The sequence below is a fragment of the Mesorhizobium sp. CA8 genome, from assembly GCF_020164955.1.
GTDB lineage: Bacteria > Pseudomonadota > Alphaproteobacteria > Rhizobiales > Rhizobiaceae > Mesorhizobium.
In genome coordinates, this window is record NZ_JAIUHG010000003.1 from 181,777 (window position 1) to 201,798 (window position 20,022).

The window sequence follows — 20,022 nt, forward strand, 5'->3', positions numbered from 1 at the left end:
TAAAACGAATGCTCTATTTCTCGCGCCTGAAGATGATCCTGATCTGGCTTGCCGTGGCCATCACAGTGATCCTCGCCGCGCCCAATCTCTTCCCGGCGAGCATGCTGGCGCAATTGCCGAGCTGGGTGCCGAAGCGGCAGATGACGCTCGGCCTCGACCTTCAGGGCGGCTCGCACATCCTGCTCCAGATGGATCAGAACGACCTGATCAAGGATCAACTGGAAACGACACGCGACGAGATCAGGACGCTGCTGCGCGATGCCAAGATCCAATATACCGGACTTGGCGGAACGGGCCGCACCGTGCAGGTGCGCATCAACGATCCGAGCCAGGTAGAAGCCGCAAAGACGGCGCTGAAGCCGATAACCAATCCGGTCGCGGCCGGCCTCTTTGCCGGCGGTTCCGTCCAGTCGATGACGCTGGACGATTCCGAGCCCGGATTGTTGAAGTTCACCGTCACGGATGCGGGCATCAAGTACCGCACCTCGACGGCGCTGTCGCAGGCGATCGAGGTGGTCGAGCGGCGCGTCAACGCGCTCGGCACCACGGAACCTATCGTGCAGCGGCAAGGTGACGATCGCATTCTGGTTCAGGTGCCCGGACTGCAAAATCCGCAAAGGCTAAAGGACATCATCGGCCAGACCGCAAAGCTGACCTTCCAGATGGTCGATACGTCGGTGCCGGTCCAGGACGCGATCAAGAACCGTCCGCCGCCTGGCGATTCAGTCCTCTATTCGCAGGACGATCCTCCCGTTCCTTATCTGGTCGAAAACCGCGTCATCGTCTCGGGCGAAGACCTGTCGAATGCGACGCCGACTTATAATTCACAGACCAATGAGCCGGTGGTTTCGTTCACCTTCAATTCCCGGGGAGCGACTAGGTTCGGCCAGGCGACCCAACAGAATGTCGGCAAGCCGTTCGCCATCGTGCTCGACAACCAGGTGATTTCGGCGCCGGTGATCCGCGAGCCGATCCTCGGCGGTAGCGGTCAGATCTCCGGCAATTTCACGGCCGAGAGCGCCAACGACCTCGCCGTCTTGCTGCGCGCCGGCGCCCTGCCGGCAAAGTTGACCATCATCGAAGAGCGCACGGTCGGCCCGGGCCTTGGCCAGGACTCGATTCATGCGGGTAAAATCGCCGGCATCATCGGCTCGATCCTCGTCGTCGCCTTCATGTTTGTCGCCTATGGCTTCCTCGGCTTCCTCGCTAACGTCGCGCTCGCGGTCCACGTGGCCATGATCGTGGCCGTGCTGTCGCTGCTGGGCGCCACACTGACCTTGCCCGGCATCGCCGGTATCGTGCTCACCATCGGCATGGCGGTGGACTCCAACGTTCTGATCTACGAGCGCATTCGCGAGGAGCGGCGGGCCGGCCGCTCGGTGATACAGGCGATCGATACGGGCTTCTCCAAGGCGCTGGCGACGATCGTCGACTCCAACGTCACCTCGCTGATCGCCACCGTGGTGCTGTTCTGGCTGGGCACCGGCCCGGTCAAGGGTTTCGCCATCACCTATGCGATCGGCATCCTGACCACGGTCTTCACCGCTTTCACCTTCACGCGCATGCTGGTGTCGATCTGGCTGCGCCGCGCCCGGCCGAAGGAACTGCCGCGCGCTCCGGTCACCTTCATTCCTCCGGGCACCAGGATTCCGTTCATGGGTATCCGCCGCTGGACATTCGCGTTGTCCAGCCTGTTGTCGGTCCTGTCGGTTGTCGGATTCCTGACCGTCGACATCAACTACGGCATCGACTTCAAAGGCGGCTCGATAATCGAGGTGCAGTCCAAGAAAGGCGACGCCGATCTCGGCAACATCCGCAACAGGCTGTCCGAGCTCAATATCGGCGAGATCCAGGTGCAGCAGTTCGGCGCGCCGAACGACGTGCTGATCCGCGTTGGCGCGCAGGACGCCGGCGAGAATGCCGAGCAGACCGTCATCGACAAGGTGCGGGGCGAGCTGCAGGATCAATATGATTTCCGCCGCGTCGAAGTGGTCGGCCCGACGGTGTCCGGCGAACTTGCCAAGCAGGGCACGATCGCCATGCTGATCGCGCTGGTCGGCATCCTGCTCTATGTCTGGTTCCGCTTCGAATGGCAGTTCGCGGTCGGCGCCATCATCGCCACGGTGCACGATGTGGTGATGACGATCGGCTTCTTCGTCCTGACCGGGCTGGAGTTCAACCAGTCGTCGCTGGCGGCGATCCTGACCATCATCGGCTACTCGCTGAACGATACGATCGTGGTCTATGACCGCGTACGCGAGGATCTTCGAAGATACAAGAAGATGCCGCTGCCGCAGCTGTTGAACAATGCCATCAACGAGACGCTGTCCAGAACCACGCTGACATCGGTCACCACCATCCTGGCGCTGCTCGCGCTGGTGCTGTTCGGCGGGGAGGTGATCCGCTCCTTCACGATGGCAATGCTGTTCGGCGTGGTGTTCGGCACCTATTCGTCGATCTTCATCGCCGCCCCGCTGCTGATCCTGTTCCGGTTGCGGCCGCAGGCCGCGGCCGAAGAGGAGAAGAAGCCGGTGAACGGCAAGCCCGTGGCGACCTGACGCCCGTCTAAATCAAAGAGATAAAGCATGATGTCGTCCGAAAGCCGCTCCACATTTTTCGGCATCATGCTCTAGACCCATGGCCAAAGGCATCATCATCCGCGAGGCGCATTTCCCGGGCAAGGCGCCGATCGAGGCCTATGGCAATGGCGGCTTCCGCTTTGCCGACATGTCGCATCGCGGATCGCTGCTCGTCCTGCCGTCGGGCATCCACGGCTGGGAACCCGCCGATCCGCTGGCGCTGAAGGCCGCGGATTTCGACAAGCTGTTCGCCGAAGCCGGCAAGGTCGAGATCCTGCTGGTCGGTATGGGCAAGGATTTGCGGCCGCTGCCGGCGCCTTTGCGCGTCGCGCTCAAGGAGGCCGGCATCTCGGCCGACCCGATGTCTACCGGAGCGGCGGTACGGACCTACAATGTGCTCCTGGCGGAGGATCGCGCCGTCGCCGCCGCGCTGATCGCCGTCGATTGAATGGCCGGCGCTTCCAACATGGTGACGGGCGACATCGTCATGGACGCGGCGCGCGCCGCCGATCACGACCGGTATCTGTCGGCGCTCTACGCGCCGGCCGACAAGCGCGACGCGCTGCTTGCGCTCTACGCCTTCAACGCCGAAATCGCCGGCGTGCGCGATCGCATTCACGAGCCGCTGCCGGGCGAGGTCAGGCTGCAATGGTGGCGCGACGTCATCGCGGCCGAAGGGGATACCGAGACAGGTCACCCGACCGCCGATGCGCTGCGCGCCACGATCGCCGCCTATCATCTGCCGAAGGCTGCCTTCGAGAACATGCTCGAGGCACGGATATTCGATCTCTATGACGACCCGATGCCCTCGCGGACCGACCTCGAAGGCTATTGCGGCGAAACCGCCGCGGCGCTGATCCAGCTTGCGGCGATGGTGCTCGATCCGGCGGCGGCGCCGGGCTTCGCCGATCTGGCGGGGAGGGCCGGCTGCGCGCAGGCCATCGCCGGGCTGCTGCTTCTGCTACCGTTGCATCGTCGGCGCGGACAGTGCTTTGTGCCGGCCGACATACTGGCGGCAGCCGGCACGACGCCGGAAGAGTTCGTGAAAAGCGAGGGTGGGGCTGCGGCGGAGCGCGCGGTGGCGGCAATGATCGCGCTGGCGCGGGAGCATCTCAACGCCTTCGAGAAGGGTGCGCCAACGCTTCCCGTTTCGTTGCGCCCGGCCTTCCTGCCGCTGGCGCTGACTCGCGCCTATCTCGACAAGATGGAGAAGGCGGGCAGGTCGCCGCTTGGTGGGACAGCGACGCTCTCCACCTTGCGCCGGCACTGGCTGCTCTTGCGTCATGCGATGCGGGGCTGGACGCCCCTTTGACGTAAACGTCAATCATGCTAGGGATTCCGTTGCGTGGACGCGCGTCAATCGACGCCTTCACGCGCGCTCGAATTGATGCCAAGCGCTCAGCATGCTGTTCTTCCTCGCACTGGAACGCTCGCTGGGCGGCACGGATAACCTCGCTCGCAGAGCCGAATGAAATGAGCCGTCCTCGACCTTTTCGCGGATCATGCGCGCCATGGCTGTGGTGACGGTGACGGACAATTTTCGGGGGCTTCCATGAAACGGCTCCGTTAGGCAGCGAGTAGAATTCTACTCCATCCTCGAGATCAGCCAAAGGTGCCCGGATATCTACCCTGCGGCTGGGCTGTCACCAGGCACGGCAGCGCTGATACGCCGTGTCGTACCGAAACTCCGCCCGAACGCATGGCCCTGCGCATCCGTGAAATTTGCTTCCAACTCGACCAGCGCGTCAACGACCGCAGGCGCTTCTGAGTTGGGGTTTTCTCGCTGGAACCGGGCGCTGACGTACACGCCTTGAGGATGTGACGGATTGAGACGGGCCTGGATGGCCCAGAACGATGAAAGCGAATACAGCGTCTTCATGAAATCGAGCAGCAACTCGTCAGTGTAGGGCCCTTTGACACTCTGCACGGCGATTATTCGCTTCAGGCTTCGGTCGCGGTTCTCGATGTAACGTTCATTGTCGTACAGCCAGCCTTTGCCGCCATGAGGCTGGCCGATCAAGGCTTCAAGCGCCGGTAGATGAACCGCGCGCAGCTTTTGCAGATTGCCGCATCTGATATAGATGCTCCAGACTATCTCATAGTCACCTGCGAAAGCTTCGTCACTTGTCGGCAAATCCGGCGGCAGAAGCTGAGGCATCCTGGAGCGCTTCGCCTCGGTCTACTCCGCCGCTTCCGCCCGCGCCGGCAGCCCCAGCCATTGTTGGCAATCGGCCAAAGCGCGCGAGGTGATGGCGTGGCGTTTGGCGACGGTCTTGTCCTTGCCGCGCAGGCGTTTGCCTTCGGCCTTCGGCGCTTCCACCGGCGGGAACAGGCCGAAATTGACGTTCATCGGCTGGAAGGATCGCTTGCCCGGTTCGTCGTCCGAGACGATATGGCCGCCGGTGATGTGGTTGAGCAGCGCGCCGAAAGCGGTGGTCGAGGGCGGCAGCGACGGCGCCTGGCCGAGCCGTTCTGCGGCGGCGAAGCGGCCGGCGAGCAGGCCGATGGCAGCGCTTTCGACATAGCCTTCGCAGCCGGTGATCTGGCCGGCAAAGCGCAGGCCGGGGCGCGACTTCAACTGTAGCGAAGGATCGAGGAGCGTCGGCGAGTTGATATAGGTGTTGCGGTGCAGGCCGCCGAGACGCGCAAATTCCGCGTTTTCCAGTCCCGGAATGGTGCGGAAGATGCGCACCTGCTCGGCATGCTTCAGCTTGGTCTGGAAACCGACCATGTTGTAAAGCGTGCCCAGCGCATTGTCCTGGCGAAGCTGCACCACCGCATAGGCCTTGACCGCCGGATGGTGGACGTTGGTCAGCCCCATTGGCTTCATCGGCCCGTAGCGCAAGGTCTCCACGCCGCGCTCGGCCATCACCTCGATCGGCAGGCAGCCGTCGAAATACGGCGTGCCTTCCCACTCTTTGAACTCGGTTTTCTGTCCCTCCAGCAGCGCTGCCACGAAGGCGAGATACTGGTCCTTGTCCATCGGGCAGTTGATATAGTCCTTGCCGGTGCCGCCGGGCCCGACCTTGTCGTAGCGCGACTGGAACCAGGCCGTGTTCATGTCGATCGTGTCGAAATGCACGATCGGCGCGATGGCGTCGAAGAACGCGAGCGCATCGGCGCCGGTGGCCTCGGCTATCGACTGCGCCAGCGAGGGCGCCGTCAGCGGGCCCGTGGCGATGATCGCCTGGTCCCAATCCTTGGGCGGCAGCCCCGGCACTTCCTCGCGCTGGATGGTGATCAGCGGATGCGCTTCGATCTTTGCGGTGACCGCGTCGGAAAAGCCGTCGCGGTCGACGGCCAGCGCGCCGCCGGCCGGCACCTGGTTGGCGTCGCCCGCGCTCATGATCAGCGAGCCGGCCAGCCGCATTTCGGCATGCAGCAGGCCGACGGCGTTGTTTTCTGCGTCGTCGGAGCGGAAGGAGTTTGAGCAGACCAACTCGGCCAAGCCGTCGGTCTTATGCGCGTCGGTGCCGCGCACAGGGCGCATTTCATGCAGCACGACCGGGACGCCGGCTTGCGCGATCTGCCATGCGGATTCGGAGCCGGCGAGGCCGCCGCCGATGACGTGTATGGGATTTTTGCTCATGAGCGCCGGAATAATCGCTTGTCGGCGCGATTGCAATTGCCGGCCAAATGACCGGCCGGGCGACGAGCCCTAAAAACAACAACACCCGCCGGGGGAGGAGGTCCGGCGGGTGTCGTTTTGGGGGTCGATCCTCGGGAGGAGGTGAAGATCGACCGTATTCGTCATCGCCGGGGAGGAGGTCGGCTTTGACGAAATCTCTTTCGCCGTTTGAGGCGAGAATTCTTTCCCCTTTGAGAAGGGGCGAAGCCTTCGAAGACGAACTGGGTTCGCTTCGGGAACAACGCCCGCCGGGGGAGGAGGTCCGGCGGGCGCCGTTTCGGTGGTCAACCCTTGGGAGGAGGTAAGGGTTGGCCGTATCCGTCAGGGTCGGGGAGGAGGTCGACCCTGGCGAAATCCTGGTTAGATCGCCTTGCGGGCGATCATCTTGATCTCGTCGCGAACGATGCCGAGATCGTGGAGCTGGCGGTTCGAAAGCCGACCCAGCTCAGCAACAGTGTCGCGATAGACGCGCCAGTTGCGATAGCTGCGGATCAGGTTCATTGTCTTACTCTCTTCAAAACTGGTTCGGACCATTTGCGGTCCGAAGCGGATTAGACCGCCTTGCGGGCGACGTAGTGGATGTCGCTGCGGCTGATGCCGAGGTCGGTCAGTTCACGGTTCGACAGGCGGCTCAGCTCGGAGACGGTGTCCCGGTAGCGGCGCCAGTTGCGGTAGTTGCGGATCAGGTTCATGGTAGTTCTCGTTTCGTCTTTGGTTCGGATCATTCCGTTTGTGTACGAACAGAAAATAGGTGGGATCATATCGGTTTAAAAGTGCCGTTGGCGCATGGCAGCAATGCAAATTGTGCAATGCAACATTAACGGCCATTCACGCCTGCGTCACAAAGAAGGCCGAATCGGAAAATGCCGCCGCGTCAACGGTTTGGCTGTTCCGGCTACGGAAATGACCAGGCTTCGGGGGAAAGCATGGCGAGCTATTCGGCACGGGTAAGGGTGGATATCGCCCGCTGGCGGGAGAGGGGGCTGATCGATCCCGCCACGGCGGAGGCATTGACGCGCGACGTCGCCGCCAATGAGCGCGCGTCGCTGAGTTTCGGCTCAATCCTGGCGATGATGGCGGCACTTTTGTTCGGCGCAGCGATCCTGATCTTCGTCGCCGCCAACTGGGAGGCCATCCCGCGCCTCGTTCGCGTGGCGGCCCTGTTTGCCGTCATTCTCGCCGGCTATGTCGGCGGCGCGGTGCTGAAGACGCGCGACCATGCCGCGATCGGCGAGGCGCTCTGGATCGTTGCAGCCGCCGCCTTCGGCGGATCGATCGCGCTGATCGGCCAGATGTACCATCTTTCGGGAGACGAGGCCTCGGCGCTTGTGACATGGTGCGCCGGCACGGCGTTGGCGGCAGTAGCGCTGCGCTCGAACCCGCTGACCGTGGCTGCGGTCGGCATTGCCGATGCCTGGCTGGTCCTCAAGGGGTTCGGCTTCTATTGGCGCGCGGAAATTCCGCATCTCTTCATCGTCATGGCGGTCGTCCTGTTCGCCATTTCGTTCTGGACACGCAGCCAGGCAGCGCGCCACCTCATCATTCTGTCGGTCATTCTCTATCTGGTTCTGCTGGCGACGGATCACGACATGCTGCCGGTTGCCGTGCCGCTGGCCATCGCGTCAGCGCTGCTCTTTGCCGCTGCGATCTTTGCCGGCGATCGGATCGACAGGATCCTTCAACTGGGCGGCCGGCTGCCCGTGCACGCCTTGCTCGGCTTCCTTATTGGCATGGCGATGATCCAGTTCGAACTGGCGGATGAAAGCACCTACAACAGCGGTTTCGCCGTCGCCTCGATCGTAGCGCTTGCCGGTATCGTCGGGGCGATCATGCTGGCGGGCCGCGAGAGCAGGGGGCTGCGCTGGCTGGCCTATGCTGGCTTCGCCTTCGAACTCGCCATTATCTATAGCGTCACCTTGCGGTCGATGCTGGATACGGCCGGCTTCTTCCTTGCGGCTGCCGTGCTGCTCGGCATACTGGCGCTGATCATCATCCGCATCGAGAAGCGCATGAGAGCGCCCGCCGAGACAGGAGCAGCGGCATGACCGGCAAGAAGCTCATCATCTCGGCGCTGGTGCTGGCGCTCGTCCAGATCGGCTTCCTCAGCTGGATCATCGCCGGCCGGGCCGCGATCCTGCGCAACGGCAAGGAAGTGCTCCTGAAAGTCCAACCGGTCGATCCGCGCGATCTCCTGCGCGGCGACTATATCTCGCTCAACAACAACATTTCACGCATCCCGGTGAAGCTGATCGCCGACCTTCCGCAAGGCAAGTTTTCCACCGACGACGGCTCGATCACGGTGCGGCTGAAAAAGGGCGCCGACGGTTATTGGCAGCCAGCCGCGGCGTGGTTCGGCCAGGCGCCGGCGCCTGCTGGCCCGGACGAAGCCGACATTGGCGGACGCGTCGCGGAGGGCTGGGACCTTCGTTATCCGGAAGCGACGATCGCGCCCGACTACGGGATCGACCGCTTCTATCTGCCGGAAGGCGAAGGAATGGCGATCCAGGACGACATGCGCGTGCGGCCGTTCGGCATCAAGCTTGCGCTCGCGCCCGACGGGACGGCACAGATCAAGGCGCTGATGGACGGCGACAAGACGCTGTTCGAGGAGCCGCTTTATTAGCGTGTATAGGGGCTTGACGTCAGTGTCCGCGAGTGTCCGCGCTAACGGTGGTCCCGGTTATCGCTGGACACTGTCTCTGCGATAACTTTGGGATAGGGACCGATCGAAATCGTATAGCTAAAGTTTGCTACGCCTTTTTCCTGCTTATTTTTCGAGGGGCTGCGCACAACCCAGTCGTAGACGCCCGAGACCATGCAGCGATCCTTAGTGCAGGTGACCACGATGCTGTCATCGCGGACGCTATATCCGCGTTCAGGCCATCGCCGATAAATAGTTCCTCTTGTTGTCAATGATCGACCTCAAGTTCGTCAGCTTGCCATAATAATCGACCTTGGGAGCGTAGGACGCCTGAACTTGGGCAAGAGCGAAATCGTCGTTGTCGCCATGATGCTCGATGAGATCCCTGACGAAGGCGACCGCAATGCTTTCCGGCAGTTGCCTGGCGTCGAGTGCAGGAGCGGACACGGGCGCAGGATTTGGCCTCGTTAACACCTGTGAAATATCTGCCGGCGATTGGTTCGCTGCGGCATTGGTCACATGCAAGTCAGCCATTTCGCTGGCCGATAGATATCTGCCGATAGATATCTTATGTCATGCTTGCCATAGCTCGAAGCCAATTCTATCAGCTTGGGGTCCACTCCCATCTCGACGACATAGGATGTGATTGCAGCCGTTCCGAGCTGGACGCGGGCCTTCGCTTCTTCGGTGGACATCCCGTCAGCCGGTTTGAGAAACGCCCGGTGAATGCCGATGGAGCTTGGTTCGGCAACACGGTGGATGCCACCCAGGAAGGCCAGTGAGCAGGCTGAAGCGCACTGCAATTGGCCAACCTGGAGCGTATCCAACCCTGCTGCGCGGATCATACGTCCCAACCGAATAGCACCGCCGACGTTGCCACCAGGGGAGTTGAATACAATCACCTTGGCCCCGCTGCCCGCAACCGCGCGGCTAAAGCCGTTCAAGGACTCAGTGGCGCTAAACTCACCGGAGACGATGAGCATTGGCCGCTGACCCGGAAGAGAAGCTGGAGTGTACTCCAAAGCCTCAACCTGAGACGCCGCCGCGAGAGCTGACCCCACCGCCAGAACGAGAGAAATTACACGCACAATCTGACAGAGCCCCGACCCGCCTATTGCGAGTAAGAACCTGTTAAAGGGCTATTTCAAGTGCATCGGATGCGCAAAGCGGGATGGTCTCCGAGAGCGTGAGAGCCTTGCTTGCGCCGCCAGGCGATGGCTGCGATCCTTCTTTGCCAAGGCTTGGGAGAGACCCCTATGTCCACTCATCTTCAGAGTGGTCTGCCATCCGAAGAGCGAAGGATGGTGCGGATGAAGGGACTCGAACCCCCACGCCTTTCGGCACTGGAACCTAAATCCAGGGCGTCTACCAATTCCGCCACATCCGCTTTCCCCGGCAATCCCATGTAGCCATCATTCTGTCAATGTCGGGGCTCAAGTCATGTTTATCCGGCTAAAGCGCGTCATGTCGAAAACGGTTCGGGTGACGCGCTTCAGGCCTTGTCTTGATGCATGCCGTTTTCCCAGAAACGCTGCGCACTTTTTGGGCGGCATGCATTGGAGCGAAGATAGTTGAAAATTAGCCTAGCCTGTGACAAAAGGCGTGTCGAATGTGACGGAACGTGAATTTCCGCTTCTGCAAGATGTGAAGAGTTACAGGAAAAACAAAAACTTATTCGCATCCGGCAAGGCGCAGTTCAGGAGAGCTTGAACCGCATCGGCGGTCAAATCGCCGGGTTCCGTACCACAAGCCATTTCCGGCAAGATCATACCGGCAGGCTGTAAACGGCTAAAACCGTTTGGCAGCCTCATTGGTGAAAACAAAGGTTCTAGGATGCAGGTCACCGAAACGCTCAACTCCGGTCTCAAGCGCGAGATCAAGATCACCGTGCCGGCCGGTGATATGGAAGCCAAGCTGATGGCGCGGCTGACCGATGCCCGCGACAAGGTGCGCATCAACGGCTTCCGCCCGGGCAAGGTGCCGGTGCAGCATCTGCGCAAGATGTACGGCAAGTCTTTCATGGCCGAGGTCGTCAACGAGATCCTCAATGACTCGACCCGTTCGATCATCTCGGGGCGTGGTGAAAAGGCCGCCATGCAGCCCGAAGTGATCATGACCGAGGACGAGAAGGAGGCCGAGAAGATCCTGGCCGGCGGCGCCGATTTCGAATTCAGCCTCAACTACGAGGTCATCCCGGCGATCGAGATCAAGGACTTCTCCGACATCAAGGTGACGCGTCAGGTCTACGATGTGCCGGAATCGGAAGTCGAGGACCAGGTCAAGCGCGTCGCCGAATCGGCGCGCAGCTACGAGCCGAAGACCGGCAAGGCCGCCGAGGGCGACCGCGTGAGCATCGACTATGTCGGCAAGATCGACGGCGAGGCGTTCGCCGGCGGCGCCGGCACCGACCAGCTGCTGGTGCTCGGCTCCAAGGAGTTCATCCCGGGCTTCGAGGACCAGTTGATCGGCACGAAGGCTGGCGACGAGAAGCAGATCACCGTCACCTTCCCCGAAAACTACCAGGCGGCGCATCTGGCCGGCAAGGAAGCCACCTTCGACGTCATCGTCAAGGAGGTGTCGGCACCCGGCGAGCTCGAAGTCAATGACGAGACGGCCAAGAATCTCGGCTTGGAATCGCTCGAGCGCCTGCGCGAGATCGTGCGCGGCCAGCTCGAGAACCAGTTCGGCTCGATGACCCGCCAGAAGGTGAAGCGCCAGTTGCTCGACCAGCTCGACGCATCCTACTCCTTCGAGGCGCCCTCCAAGCTCGTCGAGGCCGAGTTCAACAACATCTGGGCTCAGGTCAACCGCGACCTCGAAGCCGCCGGCCGTACCTTCGCCGACGAAGAGACGACGGAAGAAGAGGCGCGCGCCGAATATATGCGCCTTGCCGAGCGCCGCGTGCGCCTTGGCCTGGTGCTGGCCGAGATCGGTGAGAAGGCCGGCGTCACCGTGTCGGACGAGGAGCTGCAGCGCGGTTTGTTCGAGCAGGTGCGTCGCTTCCCGGCCAACCAGCAGCAGGAAGCCTTCGAGTACTACCGCAGCAACCCGGAAGCCATCAACGCGCTACGAGCGCCGATTTTCGAGGAGAAGGTCGTCGACTATCTGCTCGGCCAGATTACGGTCAATGACGTCAAGGTCGGCAAGGACGAGCTGATGGCCGACGACGAGGAGGCGGAGACCGCGACCAAGGCGAAGCCGGCCAAGAAGGCCTCCTCGAAGAAGGCCGAAGCCAAGGCAAGTGAGGCAAAGGCCGACGAAGCCGCGTCCGAGGCCGAGGAGCCGAAGAAGAAGGCGGCGCCGAAGAAGAAGGCTGCCAAGGAAGCCGAGTAACACGTTTCAACACCCGATTTGGAAAGGCCGCCTCCGGGCGGCCTTTTTCATTGGGAGCTACTTCATTGTGGCGGCGCGGCAACACCGACAACTTGTCTTGATCGTCCGCCGCTGGCGATACCAACCGTTGAACATTATCTGCGTTTCATCGCATTCGCGGGCGTTTGGAGGCATTGGTGGGGCTGGGGTTCATGATGAGAGACGTGGTCGCCGCCGCGGCGCTCTTGTTTGCCGCGGCAAACGGCGTCGCGCGGGCCGAGCCGGATCTTGGCAATTGGAGCGTCGGCGCCGGCGACAATGGCCAGATCACGGCATCGCTGCACGCCAGCAACAAGCTGATCACCGGGGGTGGGGCGCTGGGCTACAGCCCGGTGCTGACCTTGGCTTGCCGGCCCGACGGGGAACCGCGGTGGAGCGAATGGCTCCAACTCAATGATGCCGTCTCCGCCAGCCGCGAGATCACCGTCTCCGTCGTTGTCGATGGCGGCGGCAAATCCGATGAAAGCTGGTCAGTCGGCCCGCGCGGCAGAACGCTGGTCAGGGATGGAGACGACGGCATCAGGCGCCTGGCTTCGGCGAACCGGCTGACGCTGTCATGGCGCTTCGGCCTGCTGTCGGGGCGCGGCGAGGCCGATTTCGAGCTCGCCGGTCTCTCCGAGGCGATCGGCCAGATTGCGGTGAGTTGCAGAACCGATCCGCCCTGATCGCTGTCGTTCAGAACAGGCTCCCACCGGGTTTGCCCTTTTTGGCAGCTACTACTCGGCGAGTGGCCTAAACCTTCTCAAGAGCTGGCTTTTTTTGCCCATTGGTTCGATCTGTGGTATGTAGATGCCGCAATTCCACTGAAGAGACGCGGACGCCTACCGTGCAGGGTACGCCAGCGGACCGGCGTGGTGCGGGTCGTCCGACGCAAACGACGATCGGGAGGAAGTGCCATGCGCGCAACCGCGCTTTTCATCGTCTTGTCCGCTACGACCTTCTTTGCAAGCCCGTCGCAGGCGCAGGACGCCGCCGCAGGCGAGAAGGTCTTCACCAAGTGCAAGGTTTGCCACGTTGCCGACCAGGACCAGAATAAGGTCGGCCCGTCTCTGCACGGCGTCATCGGGCGCACCGCGGGCACGCATCCCGGTTTCACCTATTCCACGGCCATGATCGAGGCCGGAAAATCCGGCATCAAATGGGACGAGCCTACGCTGACAAAATATCTTCACGACCCCAAGGCGATGGTCAAAGGGACGAAGATGGCGTTTCCAGGCCTCAAGAGCGACCAGGACATAGCCAACGTCATCGCCTACCTGAAGCAGTTTTCCAAGTAAGCAGCCCCTTCCGGCCTGGTCGGTGGTCGCCGGATTCGCCCGACCCAAGGCGGCCGGCAATTGCGCTGCTGAAATGTTGCGCCCGCGCCGTCAAGCCGGCAGCGCAAAGAATCCCAACGCCAGCAGAATAATTATGCCAAGGCCGAGTATGAGAAGCGTCCGCGTGTCCATGACGTTCGCCTTCGACCGGGCGCATGACCCCGAAAATCGGGAAAAGGATCAAGCGCCAATCACGGTGATCCAGCGCCCTTGTGCGCCCCGAAAGAGGCGCGCCGCGCTGTACAAGAATACCGCAAAAAAGCCTCTGGAACCAGCGTACAGCCTTGGCCGGCCACCCCACCCGTTCAAACGAAAAGACGACAAACCGGGCGCGAAGGAGTATGTTGGCTGCCGGTGCAGGTCGCGGTTTGCGTGGCCAGCCATGCAAAGCGGTAGCACCGTGAAATCCGCGACCCTGCCGGGCCTTGTCTGGAGGATTGGTCATGGCAAGCTTTCACGTGATTGCGGGGGCCAGCGAGACGCTGGAGCATACCAGAGTCAGAAAGATCGGCATTTCCGACCTTTTCGATGCGCTCAGGCGCGGTATCGACGACTTCATGGTCAAACCCTCGCACATCGTCTTTTTGTGCATGATCTATCCGCTCGTCGGCGTGGTGCTTGCCACCTGGACGTCGGGGGCGAACGCGCTGCCGCTGCTGTTTCCGCTCGTGTCCGGATTTGCGCTGATCGGTCCATTCGCGGCGATCGGCCTCTATGAGATTAGCCGCAGACGGGAAGCTGGGCTCGATGCATCCTGGAGCCATGCCTTCGAGGTCAGGAACTCCCCGGCACTGCCGGCTATCGCTGCGGTCGGGATCATGCTGTTTGCGATCTTCATCGCGTGGCTTTTGACCGCCAAGCTCTTCTATGAGTACCTGTTCGGTCCCGAGCCGCCGGCATCGCTGTCCAGCTTCATAGCAGAAATATTCGCCACCGGACGCGGCTGGACTTTGATCGTGCTGGGTCACGCCATCGGATTCCTATTCGCCGTGGTCGTGTTGTGCACCACCGTGGTCGCGTTCCCGCTGCTGCTTGATCGCGATGTCGGCGCCTATGAAGCCATCCACACTTCGGTGCGCGTGGTCCTGGCCAACCCCATTGTGATGGCCGTCTGGGGACTTATCGTCGCCATTGGGCTGATTATCGGATCTTTGCTTATTTTTGCAGGACTGGCGGTCGTGCTGCCGATCCTCGGCCACTCCACCTGGCATGTTTACCGCAAGGTCGTAGAGCCGGCGGGCGCCCCAGACCGTCGAAGTAATCAGGCCCTGTCGTGACGCAGCGGCGGGAGTGTCGGTGCGTCAGAAGGCCGGATAGCTGAACCGCGCCTGGCGCGCGTCCGTTGTCAGGCTGCGGAAATCGTTGCCGCTGACATGCACAAGCGTCTTGTGGTCGCCGCCCTCGAAATAGATATCGGCGGCATCGCGCAGGCTTTCGTCCAGAATGACCGGCACATCATAAGCCGCGCCGATCGGCGGTATGGCGCCGATATCGCAATCGTCAAAGAGCGACACCACTTCGTCTTCGGAAGCGAGGCCGAGGCGTTTGTCCATGACGTCCTGCAGCTTGCCGAGTTCGATCCTGTGGGTGCTTGGGACCACGGCCAGTGCATAACCGAGTTCGTGATGCACGACCACGGATTTCGCCATGATGCTGCCGGGCACATGCGCGGCAATGGCGGCCTGCCTGCTCGTGGCAGTTCGATGATGCCCGACGGTATCGTAGCGGATGCCCTTGCCGTCAATAAAGTCTCTCAGTCTGTTTGCTATCGTCATTGTCCGCGTCCTTTGCTTGAGTTCACGGCGTGTACGCCAAACCAAAAATGGGCCGGCGGCCTGTTGTTCAAGGCATCGGAGCCGGCCTTCCCCGGCTGCTCATGCTGCGGCTGGACCCTTATCGGGTGTCAGGGGCCAGGCCCGAAAAACGCGATACGGGTCAGCAGCGTATAGTCGGCCTCGAGGACCATCATCGTCACGAAAACGAGCACCAATATCGGCGGCAGGATGATTGCATACATCATCGCCAGCCGCTCCCAGGCCATGTGCATGAAGACGGCGACGATCAGTCCTGCCTTGAGCATCATGAAGATCAGGATCAGCGACCACCTGAGGTAGCCGTGCAGGCCGAAATAGTCGACCAGATAGGAGCAGGTGCTGAGAATGAACAGCCACGCCCAGACCACCAGATAAAGCTTGATCGGGTGCTCCTGATGCGTCTCCGCCTTGGCGACGCTCGCTGCGTCATGGGGATGCAGCGCGTGTTGTCCGAGACCGTTTGCGGTTGCTTCAGCCATCTCTGCCTCTCAACAAAGCCTGCCTTCTCACCAAAGATAGAAGAAGGCGAAAATGAACACCCAGACCAGGTCGACGAAGTGCCAGTAGAGTCCCATGATCTCGACATTCTCGTAGCGGCCGCGGCGGCTGGTGAAAAAACCGGGCCGTCCGACGTCGAAATCGCCGCGCCAGACTTTTCGCGCCACGATGATCAGGAAGATGACCCCAATCGTGACGTGTGTGCCGTGGAAGCCGGTGATCATGAAGAAGCATGAGCCGAATTGCGCGGCTCCCCAGGGGTTGCCCCAGGGCCGGACCCCTTCGGTGATCAGCTTGGTCCATTCGAAGGCCTGCATGCCGACGAAGGTCGCGCCGAGCGCGGCGGTCAAAAGCATCAGGATCGCGGTTTTGCGACGATCGCGGCGATAGCCGAAATTGACCGCCATGGCCATGGTTCCGCTGCTCGAGATGAGAACGAATGTCATGATGGCGATCAGGATCAGCGGGATCTCCGAGCCGCCGATGCGCAAGGCGAAGACCTCGCTTGGATTCGGCCACGGCACGCGCGTGGAGATCCGCGCCGTCATATAGGAAAGCAGGAAGCAACCGAAAATGAAGGTGTCGCTAAGCAGGAAGATCCACATCATGGCCTTGCCCCAGGACACGTTCTTGAACGCGCGCTGATCCGAGGCCCAGTCGGCAGCGATCCCGCGCCAGCCGGGGGGACGATCCAACTGGCTGGTATGCGTCAATGTGGTCTCGGCCATCGCCAGTCTCCTAGGTCAGCAGCCTTTGGCAAATGCTCACGAACGTCGCCGCCCAACCGGCCAGGACGGCGAAGATGCACAGCCAGACAAAAAGCAGGAAATGCCAATACATGGCGCAGAGCTCGACGCTGAGGCGCAGCCGCTCCCGCTGCGTTCCGTTCCAGGCGCCGGCGCTCGTCCTGCCAAGGCCGACCAGCCCGCCCAGTATGTGCAGGCCATGCATCGCCGTGATCAGATAGAAAAAGCTGTTGGCCGGGTTGGAGGCCAGCAGGTAGCCGTCCTCCGTCAGCTGCCGCCAAGCAATCAACTGGCCGGCGAGGAAGGCGAGGGCGGTCAATCCCGCCGTTGCAAGACCGAGCCTTACCGTGTCCACCTGGCCTCTGCGCGCGGCGACCACGGCACATTGCAGCGCGACACTGCTCAGCGCCAGCACCCCCGTGTTGAGCCAAAGCAGGCGCGGCAATGGCAGAGGTTGCCAGTCCGACAGGCCCATGCGCATGAAATAGGCGCTGGTGAACAGCGAGAACAGGCAGCCGACGACGGCGAGGAAGACGCCGAGGCCGATCTTGGCGGTGGGCAGGGACGACCGGTCGAAGCCGACGAAGTCCCCCGCCACGCCTTGCTCCAGCCACGGCTTGGCTGTCAACCGCTGGTGCGAAAGCCACCAACCGGCAAAGCCGGCGATCACCAACAGGAAGACCAGGATGACGCTCATGCCGGCTCCCTGGAGGGGCCGAAGGTGCCCGGCACGTTCTGCGGGATGAAGTCTTCCTTGGCGCCCGGCACGCTGTAGTCGTAAGCCCACCGATAGACGATCGGCAGGTCCTTGCCGAAATTGCCGTGTGCCGGCGGCGTCTCAGGCGTTTGCCATTCGAGCGTCGTTGCCCGCCACGGATTGCCGCCGGCCTCGCGGCCATGGCGGATGCTCCAGATCAGGTTGAACAGGAACACCATCTGGGCGAAGCCGACGATGAAGGCCATGATGCTGATGAACGAGTTCAGATGGTGGGCCGATTCCGTCATGATATTCATGTCGGTCAGTTCGGCGTAACGCCGCGGAACGCCCATCAGGCCGAGATAGTGCATGGGGAAGAAGATCAGATAAGCGCCGAGGAAGGTTACCCAGAAATGGAAGCGGCCGAGTGTCTCGTTGAGCATCCGTCCGGTGACCTTCGGATACCAGTGGTAGATCGCGCCGAAGATCACCAGGATCGGCGCGACGCCCATGACCATGTGGAAATGTGCGACGACGAACATCGTGTCCGACAGCGGCACGTCGACGACGACGTTGCCGAGGAACAAGCCCGTCAGGCCGCCATTGACGAAGGTGACGATGAAAGCGAGCGCGAACAGCATCGGTATGGTGAGGTGGATGTCGCCGCGCCACAACGTCAGAACCCAATTATAGACCTTGATCGCGGTCGGCACCGCAATGATCAACGTCGTGGTGGCAAAGAAGAAGCCGAAATACGGATTCATGCCGCTGACATACATGTGGTGCGCCCAGACCACGAAGCTCAGCGCGCCGATGGCGATGATGGCCCAGACCATCATGCGATAGCCGAAGATGTTCTTGCGCGCATGTGTGCTGATCAGATCGGACACGATGCCGAAGGCCGGCAGCGCCACGATGTAGACTTCCGGGTGGCCGAAGAACCAGAACAGATGCTGGAACAGGATCGGGCTGCCGCCATTGTGCTGCAGTTGCTCGCCCATCTCGACGATTGCCGGCATGAAGAAGGAAGTGCCCAGCAGACGGTCGAGCAGCATCATCACACAAGCAACGAACAGTGCCGGGAAGGCCAGAAGCGCCATGACCGTGGCGGTGAAGATGCCCCAGACGGTGAGCGGCAGGCGCATCAAGGTCATGCCGCGCGTGCGGCCTTGCAGCACCGTCACCACATAGTTCAGGCCACCCATGGTAAAGCCGATGATGAACAGGATGAGCGAAGAGAGCATCAGGATGATGCCCCAGTCCTGGCCACCCGGCGTGCCGCTCGTGATCGCCTGCGGCGGGTAAAGCGTCCAGCCCGCGCCCGTCGGCCCGCCCGGCGCAAAGAAGCTCGACACCAGGACCAGCACGGCGAGCAGATAGACCCAATAGCTCAGCATGTTGACATAGGGAAAGACCATGTCGCGGGCGCCGACCATCAGCGGAATGAGGTAATTGCCGAAGCCGCCAAGGAAGAGCGCGGTGAGCAAATAGATCACCATGATCATGCCGTGCATGGTGATGAACTGATAGTAGGCCTCCGGCGTGATGAAATCGAACGTGCCGGGGAAGCCGAGCTGCAGGCGCATCAGCCAGGACAGCATCAGCGCGACGAGGCCGATAGCCGTCGCCGTCGCCGAATACTGGACTGCTATGACCTTGGCGTCCTGTGAGAAGACGTATTTCGTCCACCAGCTGTGCGGATGGTAGAGCTCCATCTCCGCGACTTCGGCGGGTGGAACGGCATCTGCGGGTGTGACGTCGACCATGGGAGCACCTCCGTGCCCTGTTCAGCGGGCCTCGAGTTTTTCGAGTTTTGCCGCGACGTCCAAGCTGGACGCCATCGTCTTTTCCGACGGTTGGTTCGCCGAGCCCGTTTGCTTGGGCGCGGACAATTGCGCAAAGGTCTGTTGCTGGCCAAGCCACGCCAGGTAGTCCTGCTCGGTGTCGACCATCACCACGCCATGCATCAGCGGATGTCCCTGGCCGCACAGCTCGGCGCACAGAACCTGGAAGTTTCCGGTCCGCGTTGGCGTGAACCAGAAATACGTGACCGATCCCGGGATCATATCCATCTTGGCGCGGAATTCCGGGATGTAGAAATCGTGCAGCACGTCGATCGAGCGCAACAGCACCTTGACCGGCTTGCCGACCGGCAGGTGCAGGTCCGCCGCCTCGACCACGATATCATCCTGGCCGTTCGGGTCGCCGGGTATGATGCCGAGCGGGTTTTCAGCCGAGACGATGCGGGTGTCGGAGGTGCCGAGCTTGCCGTCCTTGCCGGGCAGGCGGAAGCTCCATTGCCATTGCTGGCCGATAACCTCGATATCGGCGGCATCGCTGGGAACGTTGACGAAGCGGCTCCAGACGAAGAGGCCGGGAACCAGCAAGGCGGTGACACCGGCCGCCGTTGCGATCATCAGCCACGATTCGAGTCGCTTGTTCTCCGGTTCATATGCCGCGCGATTGCCTTCCCGATGCCGGAAGCGGAAGACGCAATAAGCCATAAAGAGCACGACAGCGGCAAAGACGATGCCGGTGATCCAAAAGCTGATGATGATGGTGTTGTCGATATAGTCCCAGTTCGAGGCGATCGGCGTCCACCACCATGGGCTCAGGAGGTGGAACAGCACCGAGCCCACAACGATCAAAACGAGTACAAGCACAATGGCCATGTCCCGTCCTCCCGGTATTTCACCGGTGCGCGAAGCATCCTAGGAAAATACCAAGTCCC

At 61.7% G+C, this 20,022-nt stretch carries 21 protein-coding genes and 1 tRNA gene; 9 read left to right on the top strand and 13 right to left on the bottom strand.

The window, feature by feature from the left end; genetic code table 11:
• Positions 1-8: 8 nt before the first annotated feature.
• The 3 genes from secDF to LB553_RS05250 all read left to right on the top strand — a co-directional run bounded on the left by secDF (position 9) and on the right by LB553_RS05250 (position 3,891).
• On the top strand, positions 9-2,558 hold the full coding sequence (secDF, locus tag LB553_RS05240) for a protein translocase subunit SecDF (RefSeq protein WP_224511279.1): 2,550 nt from the start codon (positions 9-11) through the stop codon (positions 2,556-2,558).
• 79 nt (positions 2,559-2,637) lie between these two features.
• Positions 2,638-3,027 (top strand): Mth938-like domain-containing protein, encoded by a 390-nt coding sequence (locus tag LB553_RS05245; RefSeq protein ID WP_224511281.1) that lies wholly within the window; start codon positions 2,638-2,640, stop codon positions 3,025-3,027.
• Positions 3,028-3,891, top strand: coding sequence for a phytoene/squalene synthase family protein (locus LB553_RS05250; RefSeq protein WP_224511283.1), 864 nt, complete (start codon positions 3,028-3,030; stop codon positions 3,889-3,891). It begins immediately after the preceding gene.
• Between the two features lie 312 nt (positions 3,892-4,203).
• Here the strand turns inward: LB553_RS05250 and LB553_RS05255 are convergent, their stop codons facing one another.
• The 4 genes from LB553_RS05255 to LB553_RS05270 all read right to left on the bottom strand — a co-directional run bounded on the left by LB553_RS05255 (position 4,204) and on the right by LB553_RS05270 (position 6,899).
• Positions 4,204-4,737 (bottom strand): hypothetical protein, encoded by a 534-nt coding sequence (locus LB553_RS05255; RefSeq protein ID WP_224511285.1) that lies wholly within the window; start codon positions 4,735-4,737, stop codon positions 4,204-4,206.
• A gap of 21 nt (positions 4,738-4,758) precedes the next feature.
• Entirely contained in the window at positions 4,759-6,168 is a 1,410-nt protein-coding gene (trmFO, locus tag LB553_RS05260) for a methylenetetrahydrofolate--tRNA-(uracil(54)-C(5))-methyltransferase (FADH(2)-oxidizing) TrmFO (RefSeq protein ID WP_224511286.1), read from the bottom strand.
• Positions 6,169-6,567: 399 nt separating this feature from the next.
• Positions 6,568-6,708, bottom strand: a complete 141-nt coding sequence (locus LB553_RS05265; RefSeq protein WP_224511288.1) for a DUF1127 domain-containing protein — start codon at positions 6,706-6,708, stop codon at positions 6,568-6,570.
• Between the two features lie 50 nt (positions 6,709-6,758).
• Complete coding sequence (locus tag LB553_RS05270) at positions 6,759-6,899, bottom strand: DUF1127 domain-containing protein (RefSeq protein ID WP_006335194.1); 141 nt, start codon at positions 6,897-6,899, stop codon at positions 6,759-6,761.
• A 234-nt stretch (positions 6,900-7,133) separates the two neighbouring features.
• On the opposite strand from LB553_RS05270, the gene LB553_RS05275 reads away from it, so the two are divergent.
• Complete coding sequence (locus tag LB553_RS05275) at positions 7,134-8,252, top strand: DUF2157 domain-containing protein (RefSeq protein WP_224511291.1); 1,119 nt, start codon at positions 7,134-7,136, stop codon at positions 8,250-8,252.
• On the top strand, positions 8,249-8,830 hold the full coding sequence (locus tag LB553_RS05280; RefSeq protein ID WP_224511292.1) for a GDYXXLXY domain-containing protein: 582 nt from the start codon (positions 8,249-8,251) through the stop codon (positions 8,828-8,830). The genes LB553_RS05275 and LB553_RS05280 overlap by 4 nt, the downstream gene beginning before the upstream one ends.
• Positions 8,831-9,082: 252 nt before the next feature.
• On the opposite strand, the gene LB553_RS05285 is transcribed toward LB553_RS05280, so the two are convergent.
• The 3 genes from LB553_RS05285 to LB553_RS05295 form a co-directional block, all read right to left on the bottom strand.
• Positions 9,083-9,382, bottom strand: a complete 300-nt coding sequence (locus LB553_RS05285; RefSeq protein WP_224511294.1) for a hypothetical protein — start codon at positions 9,380-9,382, stop codon at positions 9,083-9,085.
• Positions 9,364-9,831: a hypothetical protein gene (locus LB553_RS05290; protein WP_224511296.1), complete on the bottom strand. Its 468-nt coding sequence runs from the start codon at positions 9,829-9,831 to the stop codon at positions 9,364-9,366. Before LB553_RS05290 ends, LB553_RS05285 begins: the two co-directional genes overlap by 19 nt.
• A 319-nt stretch (positions 9,832-10,150) precedes the next feature.
• Positions 10,151-10,235, bottom strand: a tRNA-Leu gene (locus LB553_RS05295).
• A 446-nt stretch (positions 10,236-10,681) separates the two neighbouring features.
• On the opposite strand from LB553_RS05295, the gene tig reads away from it, so the two are divergent.
• The 4 genes from tig (at position 10,682) to LB553_RS05315 (ending at position 14,813) form a co-directional block, all read left to right on the top strand.
• A complete protein-coding gene (gene tig / locus LB553_RS05300; protein WP_224511299.1) occupies positions 10,682-12,181 on the top strand; it encodes a trigger factor in 1,500 nt (499 codons plus the stop codon).
• Between the two features lie 191 nt (positions 12,182-12,372).
• The gene (locus LB553_RS05305; RefSeq protein WP_224511301.1) at positions 12,373-12,885 is read left to right on the top strand and encodes a hypothetical protein; all 513 of its coding nucleotides are present in this window, start codon (positions 12,373-12,375) and stop codon (positions 12,883-12,885) included.
• Between the two features lie 231 nt (positions 12,886-13,116).
• Entirely contained in the window at positions 13,117-13,497 is a 381-nt protein-coding gene (locus tag LB553_RS05310; protein WP_224511304.1) for a c-type cytochrome, read from the top strand.
• A 482-nt stretch (positions 13,498-13,979) separates the two neighbouring features.
• Positions 13,980-14,813 (top strand): DUF2189 domain-containing protein, encoded by an 834-nt coding sequence (locus LB553_RS05315; RefSeq protein WP_224511480.1) that lies wholly within the window; start codon positions 13,980-13,982, stop codon positions 14,811-14,813.
• A 24-nt stretch (positions 14,814-14,837) separates the two neighbouring features.
• Here LB553_RS05315 and LB553_RS05320 read toward each other — a convergent pair whose 3' ends face one another.
• The 6 genes from LB553_RS05320 to LB553_RS05345 all read right to left on the bottom strand — a co-directional run bounded on the left by LB553_RS05320 (position 14,838) and on the right by LB553_RS05345 (position 19,963).
• The gene (locus tag LB553_RS05320) at positions 14,838-15,311 is read right to left on the bottom strand and encodes an aminoacyl-tRNA deacylase (protein ID WP_224511306.1); all 474 of its coding nucleotides are present in this window, start codon (positions 15,309-15,311) and stop codon (positions 14,838-14,840) included.
• Positions 15,312-15,439: 128 nt separating this feature from the next.
• Positions 15,440-15,829 (bottom strand): cytochrome C oxidase subunit IV family protein, encoded by a 390-nt coding sequence (locus LB553_RS05325; protein ID WP_224511308.1) that lies wholly within the window; start codon positions 15,827-15,829, stop codon positions 15,440-15,442.
• 27 nt (positions 15,830-15,856) lie between these two features.
• Positions 15,857-16,576, bottom strand: coding sequence for a heme-copper oxidase subunit III family protein (locus tag LB553_RS05330; RefSeq protein WP_224511310.1), 720 nt, complete (start codon positions 16,574-16,576; stop codon positions 15,857-15,859).
• Between the two features lie 10 nt (positions 16,577-16,586).
• Positions 16,587-17,291: a cytochrome c oxidase subunit 3 gene (locus tag LB553_RS05335; RefSeq protein WP_224511312.1), complete on the bottom strand. Its 705-nt coding sequence runs from the start codon at positions 17,289-17,291 to the stop codon at positions 16,587-16,589.
• Complete coding sequence (gene ctaD / locus LB553_RS05340) at positions 17,288-19,057, bottom strand: cytochrome c oxidase subunit I (RefSeq protein ID WP_224511314.1); 1,770 nt, start codon at positions 19,055-19,057, stop codon at positions 17,288-17,290. Before ctaD ends, LB553_RS05335 begins: the two co-directional genes overlap by 4 nt.
• A gap of 21 nt (positions 19,058-19,078) precedes the next feature.
• Positions 19,079-19,963, bottom strand: a complete 885-nt coding sequence (locus tag LB553_RS05345; protein ID WP_224511316.1) for a cytochrome c oxidase subunit II — start codon at positions 19,961-19,963, stop codon at positions 19,079-19,081.
• Positions 19,964-20,022: the final 59 nt, after the last annotated feature.

What these genes read in the sequence shown, in the direction of transcription:
- trmFO (WP_224511286.1), bottom strand. Translation starts at nt 6,168, where the DNA reads ATGAGCAAAAATCCCATACACGTCATCGGCGGCGGCCTCGCCGGCTCC.
- secDF (WP_224511279.1), top strand. Translation starts at nt 9, where the DNA reads ATGCTCTATTTCTCGCGCCTGAAGATGATCCTGATCTGGCTTGCCGTG.
- LB553_RS05275 (WP_224511291.1), top strand. Translation starts at nt 7,134, where the DNA reads ATGGCGAGCTATTCGGCACGGGTAAGGGTGGATATCGCCCGCTGGCGG.
- LB553_RS05320 (WP_224511306.1), bottom strand. Translation starts at nt 15,311, where the DNA reads ATGACGATAGCAAACAGACTGAGAGACTTTATTGACGGCAAGGGCATC.
- LB553_RS05345 (WP_224511316.1), bottom strand. Translation starts at nt 19,963, where the DNA reads ATGGCCATTGTGCTTGTACTCGTTTTGATCGTTGTGGGCTCGGTGCTG.
- LB553_RS05285 (WP_224511294.1), bottom strand. Translation starts at nt 9,382, where the DNA reads ATGGCTGACTTGCATGTGACCAATGCCGCAGCGAACCAATCGCCGGCA.
- LB553_RS05255 (WP_224511285.1), bottom strand. Translation starts at nt 4,737, where the DNA reads ATGCCTCAGCTTCTGCCGCCGGATTTGCCGACAAGTGACGAAGCTTTC.
- LB553_RS05330 (WP_224511310.1), bottom strand. Translation starts at nt 16,576, where the DNA reads ATGGCCGAGACCACATTGACGCATACCAGCCAGTTGGATCGTCCCCCC.
- LB553_RS05315 (WP_224511480.1), top strand. Translation starts at nt 13,980, where the DNA reads ATGGCAAGCTTTCACGTGATTGCGGGGGCCAGCGAGACGCTGGAGCAT.
- LB553_RS05335 (WP_224511312.1), bottom strand. Translation starts at nt 17,291, where the DNA reads ATGAGCGTCATCCTGGTCTTCCTGTTGGTGATCGCCGGCTTTGCCGGT.
- LB553_RS05265 (WP_224511288.1), bottom strand. Translation starts at nt 6,708, where the DNA reads ATGAACCTGATCCGCAGCTATCGCAACTGGCGCGTCTATCGCGACACT.
- LB553_RS05280 (WP_224511292.1), top strand. Translation starts at nt 8,249, where the DNA reads ATGACCGGCAAGAAGCTCATCATCTCGGCGCTGGTGCTGGCGCTCGTC.
- LB553_RS05325 (WP_224511308.1), bottom strand. Translation starts at nt 15,829, where the DNA reads ATGGCTGAAGCAACCGCAAACGGTCTCGGACAACACGCGCTGCATCCC.
- LB553_RS05270 (WP_006335194.1), bottom strand. Translation starts at nt 6,899, where the DNA reads ATGAACCTGATCCGCAACTACCGCAACTGGCGCCGCTACCGGGACACC.
- LB553_RS05290 (WP_224511296.1), bottom strand. Translation starts at nt 9,831, where the DNA reads ATGCTCATCGTCTCCGGTGAGTTTAGCGCCACTGAGTCCTTGAACGGC.
- LB553_RS05245 (WP_224511281.1), top strand. Translation starts at nt 2,638, where the DNA reads ATGGCCAAAGGCATCATCATCCGCGAGGCGCATTTCCCGGGCAAGGCG.
- LB553_RS05310 (WP_224511304.1), top strand. Translation starts at nt 13,117, where the DNA reads ATGCGCGCAACCGCGCTTTTCATCGTCTTGTCCGCTACGACCTTCTTT.
- LB553_RS05305 (WP_224511301.1), top strand. Translation starts at nt 12,373, where the DNA reads ATGATGAGAGACGTGGTCGCCGCCGCGGCGCTCTTGTTTGCCGCGGCA.
- LB553_RS05250 (WP_224511283.1), top strand. Translation starts at nt 3,028, where the DNA reads ATGGCCGGCGCTTCCAACATGGTGACGGGCGACATCGTCATGGACGCG.
- ctaD (WP_224511314.1), bottom strand. Translation starts at nt 19,057, where the DNA reads ATGGTCGACGTCACACCCGCAGATGCCGTTCCACCCGCCGAAGTCGCG.
- tig (WP_224511299.1), top strand. Translation starts at nt 10,682, where the DNA reads ATGCAGGTCACCGAAACGCTCAACTCCGGTCTCAAGCGCGAGATCAAG.